Consider the following 17,605-nt stretch of genomic DNA (forward strand, 5'->3'; position numbering starts at 1 on the left):
ATTGGTTGAGCATGAGTGAAATTTCTCAAAGCATACCTGAGCGGGTCAGCTGGGTACGACAAAATCATTTTGCCATTATGTTGCCACCTGATCGCTTGGCTTTTCTTGTAGCGATTGCGACTTTAAATATCGAGCGATTCGATGGAGAAATCAGCGAAGGTGAGCTGATAGACATTTTTTATCTGGCCAATAAAGACGTCACACAAGCTCATGAAAATCTCTTGATTCGTGCCAATAATGCCATTAATGATATGGTCCACCAGCGTTTACTCAATCGTTTTACAACTCAACAGTCAGAAGACTGTGCCATTTATCGCTTAACCCTTTTGGGTATTGGCATCACGGATTATTATATTCGTCAAAAAGAATTTTCAACATTACGTCTTTCGATACAACTGTCAGTACTGGCCAAAGAAATAGAGCAAGCAGCGAATGCTTCAGAAAAAAATGAAAAGGAAGAAGCTCACTGGCGCCAGTATGTTTTCGCTATTTTGAAATACTCTGTATCAGACATGTTTGATCATATTGACATGACCCAACGAGCTATGGACGAGCAGCAAAATAGTGTCAAAGAAGAGGTAGCTGCCCTGTTACATCAAGACTGGCGTACGGCGATTGCCAGCTGTGAGGTACTGCTGTCTGAAACGTCTAGCACCCTGCGCGAGTTACAAGATACTTTAGAGGCAGCGGGAGATCAGATTCAAACACACTTGTTACGGATTCAATCTGCTGTGATGGATCGCTCTGAATTAGAGTACATTGATAAACTGATTTTTACTTTGCAAGCCAGACTAGATCGCACCATCAGTTGGGGTCAACAATCTATTGATTTGTGGATTGGTTATGATCGTCATGTGCATAAATTTATTCGAACTGCGATTGATATGGATAAAAATCGAGTCTTTGCGCAAAGATTGCGTCGTTCGATACAGAAATATTTTGATCATCCTTGGGCATTAACCTTTTCTGATGCTCTGCGTTTATTAGATATACGTGATGAACAATCATCCAGCCTCTCTAATGTAGAGTCCATAGGAGAGCTTCCCTCTGAGCTCAAATTTGAAGGATGTGATCTGATCCGAAGCCAGCTGAGCAGCCTCATTGAAGAGGCCTTGATGGTGTATCAGCAAAAAGCGATTCCCCTTCATTTAGGGCAAATACTACGGGATTATCTTAAAAAATATCCAGTTTCTCAACATTTTGAGGTGGCTCGGATCCTGGTTGATCTCGCCCTGCAACTTGGCGTGGCTTCAGAAGATTTTTCTGGATTATCAGCTCAATGGTTGCCCATTAATGATTATGGAGCACAAGTGCAGGCACATGTCATCGATCAATATTGAACACATTATGCCAGTGAAACTGGCACAGGCTTTGTCAAACCCCCTATTCCCGAATTTAGACAGCCAACTACGTTCAGGAAGACATGTAGGAATGGATGAATTAGAAAATCACGGTTTTTTGATGGATTTTCAAGAACCATTAGAGACATTTTATCGTCGATATCACGTTGAATTAATTCGCGCACCTGAAGGTTTTTTTTATTTACGGCCTCGTTCCAGTACCCTGATCCCCCGCTCCGTGCTGTCAGAATTAGATATGATCCTGGGTAAAATTTTATGTTATCTGTATCTCAGTCCTGAGCGTTTGAACAATCAGGGCATCTTTAGTGAGCAAGAGCTTTATGAAGAATTGATCACCCTTTCTGATGAAAAAAAACTGTTCAAATGCATCAACCAACGCTCTACTGGCTCCGATTTAGATAAACAAAAATTACAAGAAAGAGTGAGAACCTCTCTTAACCGTTTGAGGCGGCTCGGTATGGTGTATTTTATCGAAAATGACAAACAAAAATTTGTCATCAATGCGGCTGTTTTTCGTTTTGGCGCGGATATCCGTCATGACGAGGATCTCCCAGCAGCACAGTTACGTTTGATCCAACAAGGTGAAGCCGTTGATCTTCTGAATCCCGAGAAAATGCAGGTTTTCACTCCTAATGACCTCCCTGATGAAACCCCGAATGAACATAGAACCCAGACAAAGGATGAAGAAGAATGACAGCACGGGGTAAATTTCATTCACTGACATTGATAAACTGGAATGGTTTTTTTGCACAAACCTTCGATTTGGATGTACTCGTCACCACGCTTTCTGGAGGCAATGGCGCGGGGAAATCAACTGTCATGGCCGCCTTTGTCACTGCATTAATCCCCGATTTAACGTTACTGCATTTTCGTAACACCACAGAAGCTGGTGCAACAACAGGATCAAGAGATAAAGGTTTGCACGGGAAATTAAAAGCGGGGATCTGTTATTGCATTTTGGATGTCTCGAACTCAAAACAGCAACGTCTATTAGTGGGGGTGCGCTTACAACAAGTCTCAGGACGCGATCGTAAAGTCGACATTAAGCCTTTTAGTATTCAAGGATTATCCAAAGACATTAAGCCGACAGAAATATTGACAGAAAGACTCGGTGATTGTCAGGCAAGAGTGATTTCTTTGATCGAACTCAAATCTAGACTTGAAAAGCAGGAAGGGGCCGAATTCAAACAATTCCAGTCCATCATGGATTATCATTCGTTTATGTTTGATATGGGGATTATTCCAAAACGAATGCGCTCATCGGCTGATCGCAGCAAATTTTACCGTTTGATTGAAGCCTCTCTCTATGGTGGAATTTCCACTGCCATCACGCGCTCATTGCGAGATTATCTTCTGCCAGAAAATATCGGAGTGCGTAAAGCATTCCAGGATATGGAGTCTGCATTGAAAGAGAATCGTATGACATTGTCTGCCATTCGTGTGACTCAATCGGATAGAAATTTGTTTAAGCATCTCATCTCTGAGGCCACTTCTTATGTTTCAGCAGACTATATGCGTCATGTCAATCAGCGTCGTGTCTTGATTGAAAATGCATTAATTCTGAGGCGAGATCAGCAATCTTGTTTAAAAAAATGGCATTCAGAGCAGGATCTTTATCGAGAAATGATGCAAGAATGGACGGGAGGAAGTGATTTAGAAGCGGCTTTAGAAGCAGAATACCAGTCGGCCAATGATCGATTAAATCTGGTACAAACAGCCGCCCAACAACAACAAAAAATCGCCCGTTATCAAGATGATCTTGAAGAGCTGTCGTCTCGTCTCGAAGAGCAGAATTTCATCGTCGAAGAGGCGCATCTTCAGAAAATTGGCAATGAAACCCGATTTGAATCGGCGCAGAAAGAGGTGGACTGTCTCAAAAGCCAGTTGGCAGATCATCAACAGGCTCTAGACTTACAACAAACACGTGCGATTCAATATCAACAGGCACAAGAAGCTTTGGCACGGGCTCAAACTTTATGCCAATCCGATATCCATATCGATAATTTAGAGAAGTATCTGGCCATTTTTCAGGACAAAGAAAAAGCGGCCACGCTGGCTTTATTAGAAATCGAACAAAAAGTCCAGATTTCAGCAGCGGCTAAAAATCAGTTTGAACAAGCCTATCAGCTGCTCATAAAAGCGGCAGGAGAAAACGTGCCTCGTTCACAGGCTTGGCAAAAAGCACGTGAACTTCTTCGAACTTGGCCGTATCATCAACATCTGGCACAAACACAGCCTTCTCTGAAACGACATTTATCTGAACTCGAGCAGCGTTTAGAGCAGCAACAAAATGCGGAGCGTCTGTTCAAAGCATTTTGCCAGCGTCAAAAACAAAACTATCCTGTCGAAAACTTCCCTGATCTGGAATCAGAATGGGATCAAATCCTGTTAGACTTGAACCAGTACAAGAGCAGTGAGGTTGAACGACGAATACAGATTTCTCAGGAACAAGAGCAAATTAAAGAAAAAATAAAAAAATTGAGAATACAGGCTCCTATCTGGATCCAAGCGCAGGACGCGCTGAATCATCTGAGAGATCAAAGCGGAGAAGCCTTAAAAAACAGCCAGCAGATGATGGAATATATTCAACATCAAGTCGAAAATGAACGAAAACTCAGCTTTGAACGCGATCACATTGCTGCTCAAAAGCAAGCCATCAACGATCAAATACATCAATTACATCATAATGGGGCAGACAGCACACAATTACAGGCTCTTGCAGAACATGTTTCAGGGGTGCTGCTCTCAGAAATCTATGAAGATGTCTCTCTAGAAGATGCGCCTTATTTTTCTGCTCTCTACGGACCATTACGAAATGCCATTGTTGTCCCTGAGCTTTGCTCAATACAAAAAAAACTTCAAAATTTGCAGAATATTCCGGAAGATGTCTATTTTATTGAAGGGGATCCTAATGCGTTTGATGAAAGTACGTTTTCTGTTGAAGAGCAAAAAAACGCTGTTTTAGTGAAATTGGCACAGAGGCAATGGCGTTACTCCTGTTATCCGAAAGTCCCCGTCTTTGGTCGTGCCGCGCGCGAAAATCGCCTCAAAGAATTAGAGGTTGAACATGATCTTTTGGCACAAACCTACTCTAAGCTGTCGTTCGATGTACAAAAAATTCAAAGAACCCATGAAGCTTGTCACCAGTTTATTGGGCGCCACTTATCGGTGGCTTTTGATGAAAATCCGGAAGAGGCATTACAGTTATTAAATGCCCGTTCTCGAGAAATAGACACTGTATTGCACGCACAGAATGACAAAGTCAAAGATCAACAACAACAGATCGATCAGATTAAAACCGCTCTTTCTGATTTGCGTCAATTGCTGCCTTTGCTACCGCTGTTGAAGGAAAACACCTTACAGGAGCTGATACAGGTCGCACGTGAAGAACTGACCAAAGCTGAGTATGCTCAACGCTACCTCAAACAAAATGGCGATCATTTAGCTCAGTTAGAACCTTTGCTGCCCATCTTACAAACAGATCCCCAACAAAATGAGCTTTTACAGAAAGAGTATCTTCAGGCTCAAGAAAAGCAAAGTCAGGTTCAACAACAGTTGTTCTCCCTAAAAGAAGTCATACAAAGACGCACCCACTTTAGTTACGAAAAGGCCAGTGAGATAGGCATAAAAAATGCCTCTATGGACGATCAATTACGTGAATGCTTGTTGAAAGCCGAGCAGGCGTGCCTGGAGTCTCGCGAAAAACTCCGAGATTCTCAGTCTGAATACATTCAATATCATCAAGTTTTATCGAGCCTAAAAAGTGCTTATGATGCCAAACAAGACATTCTAAAAGAGCTTGAACAAGAATTAGAGGCTCTAGGCGTACAGGTTGATTCTAATGCTGAAATCAGGGCCGCTGCTGATAGAGATCAACGATATGCCGCCCTTAGTGCTCATCGTTTAGCTCGTCGTCAATTAGAAAAACAGCTCGCTCTTTTTGAAATTCAATTGGATCATTTTAAAAAAAAATGCATGGCATTACAGAGAGATTACCGTCAAATAAAGACACAGGTGAACCAAAGCAAAAAAAGTGGGTTTACTGTGATTAGAATGGTCAAAGATAACCAAATAGAAGCCAAAATACATAAGCGTGAAATGGCGTATATGCACAGTGACGAATTGCGATCAATCTCCGATAAAGCGTTAGGCTCATTAAGATTAGCGGTCTCAGATAATGAGCATCTCAGAGATCTCTTACGGTTATCAGAGGACACGCATCGTCCTGAGCGAAAAATTCAATTTTATATTGCGGTTTATGAACACTTACAGGCTCGTATTCGGCAAGATATTATTCAAACAGCAGATCCTTTAGAAGCCATTGAACAAATGGAAGTTGAACTCGCCCGTTTGACCGAAGAATTGAACCTGCGTCAACAGACATTAGCAATCAGCTCAAAAGGCGTCGCGAATGTGATTCGAAAAACCATCCAAAGAGAACAAAATCGCATCCATATGCTCAATCATGGTTTAAAGAGTGTTTCTTTTGGTCAGGTCAAAAGTGTTCGTTTAAATATTCAGTTCCATAAAACACATTTTAGTTTATTGACCGCGCTTGCTGAGCAGGAAGAAAGACATCAGGATTTATTCGGGAACCCTAAACTCACCTTTTCTGAAGCTTTGGCAAAATTGTACCAGAGACTGAATCCACAAATAGATATAGGTCAACGTTTACCTCAAGCATTGGGTGAAGAACTACTCGATTACCGTAATTATCTCTCGCTTGAAGTCGAGGTTAATCGTGGTGCAGATGGTTGGCAGCGTGCTGAAAGTGGAGCATTATCGACGGGAGAAGCCATAGGCACAGGAATGTCGATTTTAGTCATGGTCGTACAAAGCTGGGAAGAAGAATCGCAACGTCTAAGAGGCAAAAATATGGTACCTTGTCGCCTCTTGTTTTTGGATGAAGCGGCACGTTTAGATGCCAAATCTATCGCTACTTTATTTGAATTATGCGAGCGCTTAGAAATGCAGCTCATTATTGCGGCACCAGAAAATATCAGCCCAGAAAAAGGCACCACCTATAAATTGGTGAGAAAAATTTTTCAAAATAACGAACACGTTCATGTCGTTGGTCTAAAAGGTTTTGCCGGAGAACTGTCCTAATGCTTTTGACTCTTCAGAAAAAATAAAAATAGATTGATGAGTATAAAAAATCTCTTACAGTCAATGCTGTTGTGTTGGTCATTATATAGCTTCTCTGTGATTTTAATGTTGACACCTCAATCGAGCTCAGCGGATCATCCTTTTAAAGGCATCGATTCTATCGATGAACGTGAACGGGCTTTATTAAGCCAATTACCTGAACAAATCAAACTCTATTCCTTATCAACATTATCTGAGCTTTATGAAAAAAATGCGCGGGAACCCCTCTGGCAAGACCCGCTGGCTATCCAAGATTTTGAGCAACAACTTTTGGAAGTGGCCCTATTAAAGATCAATCCGCAGTTTTCAACATGGCTGGAATATCTATCCGATCCCAACATCACAGGAATAGCGCGTGACATCATTTTATCTGATGCGATGTTAGGGTATTTGTATTTTATCTCCTCCCTCACTTCTGAAGAAAAAGTTTGGTTATACAGACCTCCTTTAAATTCAGACAGACAGGGCTACCAGATCATGCGGGCCCCTGAAAATAAAATTACCTCATGGCAAGAAGCCATTCATAAAAACGAGACCTATCATTATGTGAACTCATTAGCACCACAGCATCCTCAGTATCGTAAAATGCAGACGGAATTACTTAAATTACTTTCGGATAACTCCCCTTGGCCAAAATTGACTGAACGTGTTTATTTGAGAGAGGGGTACAGCAGTAAAGATATCTCTAATGTGAAAAAAATATTATACCGTTTGGGGATAGGCAATATGTCACTCACAGACGTAGATTCACAGGTCTATAGTCATGATCTCGTCATGGCAATCAAACAATTTCAAAAAAATCGAGGCTTACCTGCTGATGGTATCATTGGCATTAGGACCAGAAACTGGCTCAATGTGTCACCCAAAATACTGGCGAGATTACTGGCGCTCAACATGCAAAGATTGCGTTTCACTCCGGCTGATATCCAAACAGGGATTTTAGTCAATATCCCTGATTATTCACTCAATTACTACGAAGAAGGAAAAATACGGTTATTTTCGAAAGTGATAGTGGGTCGTCCTGATAGAAAAACCCCTGTGATGCAAAGCGCGATCAATCAAATTGTGATTAATCCTGATTGGAATGTGCCTCATTCCCTAGCAAGAGAGGATATTCTGCCCCAAGTCATCAAAAATATCGATTATCTCCAGGAGCACAATTATCGCATACTCTCCAGTTGGAGCCAAAATGCGGAGGTCATCGATCCCGAAAGTATCGACTGGGAAAATATTTCAATAGAAAATTTTCCCTATTATCTCCGTCAAACCTTAGGACCCAACAATCCTCTTGGGCATTATAAATTTAATATGCCGAATCGATATTCCATTTTTTTACATGACACTCCTAATAAAGCGATGTTTCAACGATACAGACGAGCAGGCAGCTCAGGGTGTGTGCGTGTGCAAAAAGCCTCTGAACTGGCGCGCCTGTTACTTAAAAAGACAGGTTTAACCGACGCAGATATATTGAATTTTCTCAAAGAAAATAAAAGCACCTACCGGAACACGCGGAAGCGTATTCCGGTTTGGTTGTATTATCTCACCGCCTGGGTTTCAGAAGACGGAGCCACTCAATTTCGTACCGATATTTATCATTATGATCAAAGTGTTTTATAAGTTTCCTGTTATTTGTCCCATATCCCATAGCTGCGTAGCATGGCCTCCGATTTGGGTTCACGACCGAGGAAACGTTTAAAGAGCACCATAGGTTCTTCTGAACCGCCTTTAGAGAGGATTTCTTCAAGAAAAGATTGACCCGTTTTAGGGTTAAAGATGCCTTCTTTTTCAAAACGAGAAAAGGCATCTGCTGCTAATACTTCTGCCCATAAATAGCCATAATAACCCACCGCGTAGCCGCCCGAAAATATATGTGTAAAGGAATGTGGGAAACGGGTCCACAGAGGCGTAGGTATGACAGAAATTCGTTTTTTTACTTCACGCAATTGAGCCAGAACCTGTGTTCCTTTGACAGGATCATATTCATGATGTACACAAAAATCGAATAAGGCGAATTCTAATTGACGAATGATAAACAAGGCCGATTGATAATTTTTTGCCGACAAGAGTTTATTTAACATCTTTTCTGGTAGGGGCTCAGCCGTTTCATAATGCCCTGAAATAAACGCCAAGGCTTCTGATTGCCAGCACCAATTTTCCATAAATTGACTGGGTAATTCTACCGCATCTCTAGGTACACCATGTATCCCAGAGATGCCTGCTGTTTCTATTGTGGTGAGCATATGGTGTAACCCATGACCAAACTCATGAAAAAGGATAGTGACTTCATCATGAGTGAACAGGGCCGGTTTGTCTTCGACAGGACGACTAAAGTTACAGACTAAGTAGGTCACTGGCTTTTGTAAATGACCATCACTAAAACGCAGTCTATCAACACATTCATCCATCCAGGCACCAGCACGTTTGTGTTCTCGTGCATAAAGATCTAAATAGAAACTACCGTAGTGCTCGTTATTTTTTTCATTCAACACTTTAAAAAAACGCACATCAGGATGCCAGGTATCAATATCATGGCATTCTTTTATCTGAATACCATAAATACGGCGTGTGACTTCAAATAACCCCTCCAAAACACGTTGCTCTGGAAAATAGGGCTTTAATTCTTCATCACTGATAGCGTATAAATGCTGCTTTTGTTTTTCAGAGTAATAAGCAATATCCCAAGCGTGTAACTCATCCACACCATAATGCGCTTTTGCAAAAGTACGTAATTGTGCCAGCTCTTTTTCCGCTTTCGGACAAGCAAGTTTGGCGAGATCCTCTAAGAAATTGCGTACCTGTTCGGGCTTTTCTGCCATTTTAGTACTTAAAGATTTTTCAGCGTAATTTGCAAAACCCAATAAATGCGCTAATTCATGACGGAGGGCCAGTATTTTTTCCATGATTTCGCTGTTATCCCATTGACCAGCATGGGGCCCTTGATCTGATGCTCGAGTCGAATAAGCCTCGTAGATTTCTTGCCGGAGTTGACGGTTATCTGCATAGGTAATAACAGGTAAATAGCAGGGCATATCTAAGGTTAACAATGCCCCTTTTTTTTGTTTTGCTTCCGCTTGCATTTTGACCAGACTTAAAGCACTTTGAGGTAATCCAGTTAATGAGGCAAGATCGTCAATTTGTTTGGTCCAACCCATGCTGGCATCCAAAACATGGTTACTGTAGGCAGAACTTAATTCGGACAAACTGGCGACTATTTCAGCATAGCGTTTTTTGGCCTCAGGTTCTAAACCAATGCCTGATAACCGAAAATCACGTAACTGATTTTCAACTGATTTACGTTGAGGAGCACTGAGCTCAGAAAAGTGTGCGCCTGATTCTAAATTGAGATAAGCCTCATACAACTTTTCGTTTTGGCCTATCCAAGTACTGTACTCAGATAATAATGATAAGCATTGCTCATAGGCGGCTCTGAAATCTGTGTTATTTTTAACCGAATTGAGATGGCTGATAGGCGACCAAACACGGGACAACCGGTCATCTGCTTCTGCTAAAGGCTGGCAAAGATTATCCCAAGTAAACATTTTTTTTTGGGCAATCAAATTTTCTACCTGTTCACGACATTCATTGATCACTGTTTTTATTGCAGGCACAATATCTTCTGCACGAATTTTTGAAAAAGGGGGAAGATAAAAATGCGTTAAAAGTGGATTTTGCATAATATGCTCTGGTAATTTGATGTTGATGATGTTTGTTGAGAAGAGATCATCGATTTTATTGATTTAATGGAACTCCAATACGTTTAGCCACTTCTTCGTAGGCCTCAATGAGGCCCCCTAAATTTTGTCGAAAGCGATCTTTGTCCAGTTTATTTAAGGTTGTCTTATCCCATATACGGCAGCCATCGGGTGAAAACTCGTCCCCCAAAATGACCTCTCCTTTGAATAAACCAAACTCCAATTTAAAATCAACCAAAATTAAATCCGCGGCATCAAATAAGGGACTCAATACGTCGTTTACCTTGTAGCTTAATTCTTTCATTTTGACTAAATGAGCGGTGCTGGCCCAACCAAAAGTCTCACAGTAAGATTCAGTTACTATTGGATCGTGCAGGCTGTCATTTTTTAAAAATAGATCATAGATAGGAGGATCGAGTAAAAGGCCTTCTTGAAGAGCTAACCGTTTTTCTAAAGAACCTGCGGCTCGGTTTCTTATGACAGATTCGAGAGGAAACATATCCAATTTTTTAACCAGAAGTTCATTCTCTGATAGTAAACGTTCCAGTTGTGTTGGAATACCCGCCTCTTCCAGTTTCAGCATAATAAAATGGTTAAATTGATTATTAATGATGCCCTTTCGATAAAATTGTTCTATACGTTTACCATCCAGTGCGGAAGTATCATTTCGAAATTCCAACACAAGAAAGTCAGGGTTTTCGGTAGCGTAGACCGTTTTTGCTTTTCCACGGTAGACTTCAGACAATTTTTGCACTTTTTATCGCTCTATGAAAAAAAGGGGGTAAATGATATGGTTTATTTTTCTGTTTCTGTTTCACTAAAAACCGCCTTTAAAACCGGCACCAAATCATCATTCTCAGATTGAATTAAAGTCTGTCCGTTAGAATTCATAAACTGTAAACTGCTACGATTTTTTAAATCCCCCAGCTGTAATTTATACTCACCTGGTTTTAAATCCGGTTTTTTGATACCCATCTTTTCCCACTGTTCATCGCTGACAGGTTTATAAATGACTGAGAAAGTTCCTTCTGAGCGACGGCTTTCTGTTATTACCATTCCTATTTTCTTTATCGCTAAGGGTAAACGTTCCCAAACGGCTGCATAAGATGCACGTATCACGATATTGGGCAATCCATTTTCATTACTACTTGATTGTACGTCTAAACTTCCTGCTTTATGTATGACTCGTGTGTTTTCTGCATCTACTTGAGTTTGGTACAAACCTTCGATAATGGTGTTCAATACTGTATTGTTATAACGTTGGATATAATTAGGATCAGTTATTTTTTTCTCTCCCTGATGTAGATCAAGGGTCTTTAGTATTAATCGTTTTGGGCGTTCATTTTGTTTCACACTGATTTCATAACGCCCTGAAAATGGAGGATTTTCATTCATATTGTTCCATGTAATCCAATCAGTTGTTAGTGTTTGATCGCGATCATTCTGATTGGCAATAGGGAGATTTTTTTTCTTTATTATATTGAGAACTTCTAACCATAAATTACCGGGGCTATCCTCTAAAAATAACGTGCTAATTCCATTAGCATATTGACTCTGGGAAGCCTCAATTAAAGCTAAAATTTGTACAGGCGGACGAATATCGACTTGTTTTCCAACAGGCTCTTTTTGTGTCACATCAGGAACATAATAATTGCTATTTTTTAGAGGTAACATCAGACCTTCAGGTGATTTAAGTGATGTCAGTTTAGGAGTATTAAGATAATACTCTTCTCCTTTCATAGCTGATTTCGTCTCAGATTTCATCTCACGTTTAGCATTTGAATTTTTTGCACAGACCGTTAACAATAAACTTAAAAAAATGATCAGCATTTTTGGGTTCAATTTTATTTTCATAAGTTTTTGTAATAACATTTGCAATTTCCTTAAAAAATTAAAGTAAACCAGCACTTTTTAATGCCGCCATTACTTTAGGTTTGGCCGATTCAACTAAACGAGTCATAGGTAATCGTAGAGTATCAGTCGTGATTAACTGTAACTTGTAACAAGCCCATTTAACTGGAATAGGGTTTGGCTCAATAAATAAATGATGGTGTAAGGGCAACAGCTTTTGGTTTAAAATTCGAGCTTGAGAAAAAAATCCCTCTTGAGCCAACGCACAGAGCTCATTCATTTTGGCAGCTGCGACATTCGCTGTCACTGAAATAATACCTTTCCCACCCAGTTCCATAAAGTCTAAACCAGTTGCATCGTCACCGCTTAGAAGAATAAATTTTTCATCACCAATCAAAGATTGGATCTCACTGACACGATTTAAATCACCAGTGGCTTCTTTAATACCAATAATATGCTTAATTTTAGATAGCCGTGCAACCGTTCGAGGCAGGAGGTCACAACCAGTACGTGAGGGGACATTATAAAGAATCTGTGGGAGCTCAGTGCTTTCTGCAATCGCTTTAAAATGCTGGTATAACCCTTCTTGGGTGGGCCGATTGTAATAGGGAGTCACCGTTAAACAAGCAGCGACAGCTGTATTATGGAAACGTTGTGTCAAAGAAATGGCTTCTTCTGTCGAATTAGCCCCTGTACCAGCAATGACAGGGATTCGACCTGATGCAAATTCCAAGGTTTTTAATACAACATACACGTGTTCATCATGATTTAAAGTTGCAGATTCGCCCGTTGTACCAACGGAAACAATCGCTTGCGTTTTTCTCTCAACATGATGATCCACTAATTTTTTTAGACTGATTTCATCCAAACGGCCTTTGTTGTCCATAGGAGTAACCAATGCCACAATACATCCGCTGAAAACATCTGTTTTAGTTAGCATTAGTCATCCTCTAAAAAGGTAAATATAGACAGACAAATGTCTTTAAAACTTGAGCAATAATCCAGATCTGCTATTGCTATTTTTAGAAGTAAAAAATATAAAAAAACCGAGCAAGCCCGGTTTTTTATCTATAGATACATTTATGCATTTGTATGTGTGGTAGGCTCTGGCTCTGATACAGATCGATCAAGCAATTCAATATAAGCCACAGGTGCATTATCTCCTGCCCGGGAACCACATTTTAAAATACGGGTATAACCACCCGCTCGGCTGACAAAACGAGGGCCAAGTTCATTAAACAATTTCACCACAATGTCGTTATCACGAATACGGGCGAACGCCAATCGACGATTAGCAACGCTATCCGTCTTGGCAAGAGTAATTAATGGTTCAACAACACGACGCAATTCTTTAGCTTTTGGTACAGTCGTTTTGATTATTTCATGACGAAACAAAGAACTAGCCATATTACGAAACATAGCACGACGATGGCTACTATTACGGTTGAGTTGACGACCACTTTTACGATGTCGCATGGAACCTTATCCTTCTCAGTAAAACATTATCTTGTGAATCATTGCTCATCAGAAAGATTTGCCGGCGGCCAATTTTCTAGGCGCATGCCCAAAGATAGAGCTCGCGAAGCCAACACATCTTTAATTTCAGTAAGAGATTTTTTACCCAAGTTAGGCGTCTTAAGTAACTCAACTTCGGTACGCTGTACTAAATCACCAATATAGTGAATGGCTTCTGCCTTCAGACAGTTAGCAGAACGAACAGTTAATTCTAAATCATCGACAGGACGCAACAAAATAGGATCAAATTCTGGCTTTTCTTCCTTCAGCTCTGGTTGACGAACATGATGTAGGTCAATGAACGCCTCTAGTTGCTTAGCTAATATGGTGGCAGAAAAACGAATCGCTTCTTCAGGATTTATCGTACCATTAGTTTCCATATCAATAACTAGTTTGTCTAAATCGGTTCTTTGTTCTACACGTGCTGCTTCAACAACATAAGCAATCCGCTCTACAGGACTATAACATGCATCCACCAGCAGACGACCTATTGGGCGTTCATCTTCTTCTAGATTCATTCTAGAAGAAGCTGGAACATAACCACGGCCACGTTGAATTTTGATTTTCATGCTAATAGAAGCATTTTCATCAGTCAAGTAGCATATGACATGCTGCGGCTTTACTATTTCCACATCGCCATTATGAGTAATATCAGCAGCAAGCACAGGGCCTATTCCAGACTTATTCAAGGTAACAGTAACCTCGTTTTTACCTTGAACTTTCACCTTCAATCCTTTCAGGTTAAGCAGAACTTCTAAAATATCTTCCTGCACACCTTCTTTGGTACTGTATTCATGCAGCACACCATCAATCTCAACTTCAGTGACGGCGTAACCCTGCATAGATGAAAGCAAAATACGACGCAGCGCGTTACCGAGAGTGTGACCGAAACCACGCTCTAAAGGTTCAAGGGTTATTTTAGCGTGACTCGGACTGATTTGCTCGATATTTACCAAGCGCGGTTTTAGAAACTCTATCTCAGAACCCTGCATTGTGTCCTCTCTTTGATACTAAACTTTACTTGGAGTAAAGCTCGACGATCAGGTGTTCATCGATGCCACCAGATATAACGGCACGTTCAGGAATAAACTTAAACGTACCGATCATTTCAGAAGAATCAATCTCCAACCAACTCAGCTCTTCACGTTGGGCAGACAGCTGAAGAGATTCTTTAATACGAGATTGTTTTTGTGCTTTCCGTCTGACACTGACTCTGTCATTAGGAGAGACTAAAAAAGAAGGTATGTTAACAACACGATCGTTAACCAGGATAGCTTTATGGGTAACCAGCTGACGTGCCTCAGCACGCGTTGCCCCAAAGCCGATGCGATAAACGACATTGTCCAAACGACGTTCTAGCAGTTGTAACAAGTTTTCACCCGTATTACCCTTTAAACGCGCAGCTTCTTTATAATAACCATGAAATTGACGTTCTAAAACACCATAAACACGACGAACTTTCTGTTTTTCACGTAGCTGCAGCCCATAATCAGACAGCCGAGGTTTACGCGTGCCATGTTGCCCAGGTGGTTGATCAATTTTACACTTAGTTTCAATCGCACGAACTCCGGACTTAAGAAATAAGTCCGTGCCTTCACGACGGCTCAGTTTGAGCTTAGGACCCAAATATCTAGCCATTTTTTTCTCCAACAAAACTAAAAATCGGCTCTATACCCGACGCCTTTTGGGCGGACGACAACCGTTATGAGGAATAGAGGTCATATCAGTAATACTAGTAATTCGATAACCCGATGCATTAAATGCGCGAACAGTAGATTCACGCCCAGGACCTGGGCCTTTCACTATGACTTCCAAAGTTTTTATACCATAATCTTTTACCGCTTCAGCACAGCGTTCTGCTGCAACCTGTGCCGCAAATGGCGTAGATTTACGAGAACCCCTAAAACCAGATCCTCCTGCTGTTGCCCAAGCTAAAACGTTTCCCTGACCATCTGTGATGGTAACGATAGTATTATTAAAAGAGGCATGAACGTGAGCGATACAATTAGGGATTTGCCTCTTTATACGTTTATGCGCACGAATAGGTGCCTTTGCCATTATTAATCCCCCCGATTATTTCTTGATGGGTTTACGTGGCCCCTTTCGGGTACGTGCGTTAGTCTTGGTACGCTGCCCCCGAACTGGGAGACCACGTCTATGACGCAAACCACGATACGTTCCAATATCCATCAAACGTTTTATGTTCAAGGTTACTTCACGACGTAGATCACCCTCGACAGTATATTTTGCAACCTGCTCACGTAGTTCTTCAATTTGTTTTTCAGACAACGCACTGATCTTAACAGCCGCAGAAACACCTGTTTTAGCACAGATATCCAATGCAGTAGTTCTACCTATCCCGTAAATTGAAGTTAAAGCAATCACGGCATGTTTTTTATCAGGGATGTTAATGCCTGCTATACGGGCCACTATGCACTCCTACTATTTATAATTAATACTGTATTGAAAGCCCGTTTCAGGATACTCAAAGGGCATTAAACGACACATTTAAGAATGAGAGATAAAGCTTACCCACTCAGTTTTTGAAAAAATACAAAACATTAATCAACCTTGACGTTGTTTATGCTTTGGTTCATCACTACAAATTATTCTAACGACACCATGACGTTTTATAATCTTACAGTTCCGACACATTTTTTTAACGGAAGCACGCACTTTCATTTTAATTCTCCGAAATTTTCTCAATCGGCGATTTTAGCCTTTCAGGTTTGCTTTTTTCAAAGCAGACTCATACTGACTTGACATCATTAGAGTCTGCAACTGAGCCATAAAATCCATGATAACTACAACCACAATAAGTAAAGAAGTACCACCAAAATAAAATGGAACTTTCATAGCATCACGCATGAATTCTGGTATAAGACAGATAAAAGTAATATAAATTGAACCGATTAATGTAAGACGTGACATTACTTTATCTATATATTTTGATGTTTGCTCTCCTGGGCGAATACCTGGAACAAATGCCCCTGATTTTTTAAGATTATCTGCAGTTTCGCGAGGATTAAACACTAAAGCAGTATAAAAAAAACAGAAAAAAATGATGGCCGATGCATAAAGCAACACATAAAGGGGTTGACCAGGTTGCAAGTACATAGAAATAGCGGTGAGAGAGCTCCAACCTGTTCCATCACCAAACCAAGATGCTAAAGTAGCAGGAAACAATATGATACTCGAAGCAAAAATAGCGGGGATCACGCCAGCCATGTTTACCTTTAATGGTAAGTGCGTACTTTGCGCCGCGTAAATACGACGACCTTGTTGACGTTGAGCGTAGTTAACGACGATACGGCGTTGACCCCGCTCGATAAAAACAACAAAAAAAGTTACTGAAAATACTAATGCTATAACAATCAGTAACAGCAAAAAATGTAAATCACCTTCTCTAGCTTGTTCAATAGTATGACCAACAGCAGAAGGTAATCCTGCAACGATACCAGCAAATATGATAATTGAAATACCATTACCTATACCGCGTTCAGTAATTTGCTCACCCAGCCACATAAGAAAAATAGTTCCAGTGACTAAGCTAACAACCGCAGTAAAGTAAAAAGGAAAACCAGGCGACAACACCAAGCCTTTCATTCCAGGCATATTGGGTAAACCGGTTGCAATACCAATAGATTGAATAATGGCCAATAATAAAGTGGCATAACGAGTATATTGACTTATTTTTCTACGACCGGACTCGCCTTCTTTTTTCATTTCTGCTAGTACTGGATGAACCACTGTTAGCAACTGAATAATAATGGAGGCAGAAATATAAGGCATAATGCCCAAAGCTAATATAGAGGCACGACTTAAAGCACCACCCGAAAACATATTAAACATTTCAATAATCGTGCCCTTTTGCTGCTCAAGCAATTTAGAAAGCACGGCTGAATCAATACCAGGAATTGGAATAAATGAACCAATACGAAAAACAATAAGAGCGCCAACAACAAACAAAAGACGACGTTTAAGTTCACCCAAACCGCCTTTAGTGCTTTGAAAATCTAGTGCTGTCTGTTTTTTGGTCAT

General features: G+C 40.7%; 15 protein-coding genes. 4 read left to right on the plus strand and 11 right to left on the minus strand.

Translation table 11 applies throughout. The features are described 5' to 3' along the window. Positions 1-11 precede the first annotated feature (11 nt). The 4 genes from mukF to ldtD are packed head-to-tail and all read left to right on the plus strand — an operon-like array spanning position 12 to position 8,123. Positions 12-1,340: a chromosome partition protein MukF gene (gene mukF, locus AACL23_RS01530; RefSeq protein WP_171967713.1), complete on the plus strand. Its 1,329-nt coding sequence runs from the start codon at positions 12-14 to the stop codon at positions 1,338-1,340. Next, positions 1,321-2,055, plus strand: coding sequence for a chromosome partition protein MukE (gene mukE / locus AACL23_RS01535; protein WP_100096236.1), 735 nt, complete (start codon positions 1,321-1,323; stop codon positions 2,053-2,055). The genes mukF and mukE overlap by 20 nt, the downstream gene beginning before the upstream one ends. Continuing rightward, positions 2,052-6,467 (plus strand): chromosome partition protein MukB, encoded by a 4,416-nt coding sequence (mukB, locus tag AACL23_RS01540; RefSeq protein WP_100096235.1) that lies wholly within the window; start codon positions 2,052-2,054, stop codon positions 6,465-6,467. Before mukE ends, mukB begins: the two co-directional genes overlap by 4 nt. 36 nt (positions 6,468-6,503) lie before the next feature. Next, the gene (gene ldtD / locus AACL23_RS01545) at positions 6,504-8,123 is read left to right on the plus strand and encodes a L,D-transpeptidase (protein ID WP_234809387.1); all 1,620 of its coding nucleotides are present in this window, start codon (positions 6,504-6,506) and stop codon (positions 8,121-8,123) included. An 8-nt stretch (positions 8,124-8,131) separates the two neighbouring features. On the opposite strand, the gene prlC is transcribed toward ldtD, so the two are convergent. The 11 genes from prlC to secY all read right to left on the minus strand — a co-directional run bounded on the left by prlC (position 8,132) and on the right by secY (position 17,605). After that, on the minus strand, positions 8,132-10,180 hold the full coding sequence (prlC, locus tag AACL23_RS01550; RefSeq protein WP_015874195.1) for an oligopeptidase A: 2,049 nt from the start codon (positions 10,178-10,180) through the stop codon (positions 8,132-8,134). A 55-nt stretch (positions 10,181-10,235) separates the two neighbouring features. Beyond that, positions 10,236-10,952, minus strand: coding sequence for a phosphoribosylaminoimidazolesuccinocarboxamide synthase (gene purC / locus AACL23_RS01555; protein WP_100096233.1), 717 nt, complete (start codon positions 10,950-10,952; stop codon positions 10,236-10,238). A gap of 41 nt (positions 10,953-10,993) precedes the next feature. Further along, on the minus strand, positions 10,994-12,070 hold the full coding sequence (gene bamC, locus AACL23_RS01560) for an outer membrane protein assembly factor BamC (RefSeq protein WP_100096232.1): 1,077 nt from the start codon (positions 12,068-12,070) through the stop codon (positions 10,994-10,996). A 19-nt stretch (positions 12,071-12,089) separates the two neighbouring features. After that, entirely contained in the window at positions 12,090-12,989 is a 900-nt protein-coding gene (gene dapA, locus AACL23_RS01565) for a 4-hydroxy-tetrahydrodipicolinate synthase (RefSeq protein ID WP_100096231.1), read from the minus strand. Between the two features lie 140 nt (positions 12,990-13,129). Then, positions 13,130-13,525 carry a 50S ribosomal protein L17 gene (gene rplQ / locus AACL23_RS01570; protein WP_100096230.1) on the minus strand — a complete coding sequence of 132 codons (396 nt, stop codon included), beginning with the start codon at positions 13,523-13,525 and terminating at the stop codon, positions 13,130-13,132. A 38-nt stretch (positions 13,526-13,563) separates the two neighbouring features. Then, positions 13,564-14,556, minus strand: coding sequence for a DNA-directed RNA polymerase subunit alpha (locus AACL23_RS01575; RefSeq protein ID WP_015874200.1), 993 nt, complete (start codon positions 14,554-14,556; stop codon positions 13,564-13,566). A 25-nt stretch (positions 14,557-14,581) separates the two neighbouring features. Next, entirely contained in the window at positions 14,582-15,202 is a 621-nt protein-coding gene (rpsD, locus tag AACL23_RS01580) for a 30S ribosomal protein S4 (protein ID WP_095034817.1), read from the minus strand. A gap of 30 nt (positions 15,203-15,232) precedes the next feature. Then, positions 15,233-15,622 carry a 30S ribosomal protein S11 gene (gene rpsK, locus AACL23_RS01585; RefSeq protein ID WP_339049695.1) on the minus strand — a complete coding sequence of 130 codons (390 nt, stop codon included), beginning with the start codon at positions 15,620-15,622 and terminating at the stop codon, positions 15,233-15,235. Positions 15,623-15,637: 15 nt separating this feature from the next. Further along, positions 15,638-15,994, minus strand: a complete 357-nt coding sequence (gene rpsM, locus AACL23_RS01590; RefSeq protein WP_100096229.1) for a 30S ribosomal protein S13 — start codon at positions 15,992-15,994, stop codon at positions 15,638-15,640. Between the two features lie 135 nt (positions 15,995-16,129). Next, positions 16,130-16,246 (minus strand): 50S ribosomal protein L36, encoded by a 117-nt coding sequence (gene rpmJ / locus AACL23_RS01595; RefSeq protein WP_015874204.1) that lies wholly within the window; start codon positions 16,244-16,246, stop codon positions 16,130-16,132. Between the two features lie 33 nt (positions 16,247-16,279). Beyond that, on the minus strand, positions 16,280-17,605 hold the full coding sequence (gene secY, locus AACL23_RS01600) for a preprotein translocase subunit SecY (RefSeq protein WP_095034307.1): 1,326 nt from the start codon (positions 17,603-17,605) through the stop codon (positions 16,280-16,282).

Source organism: Candidatus Williamhamiltonella endosymbiont of Tuberolachnus salignus (assembly GCF_964019775.1).
Lineage (GTDB): Bacteria > Pseudomonadota > Gammaproteobacteria > Enterobacterales > Enterobacteriaceae > Hamiltonella > Hamiltonella defendens.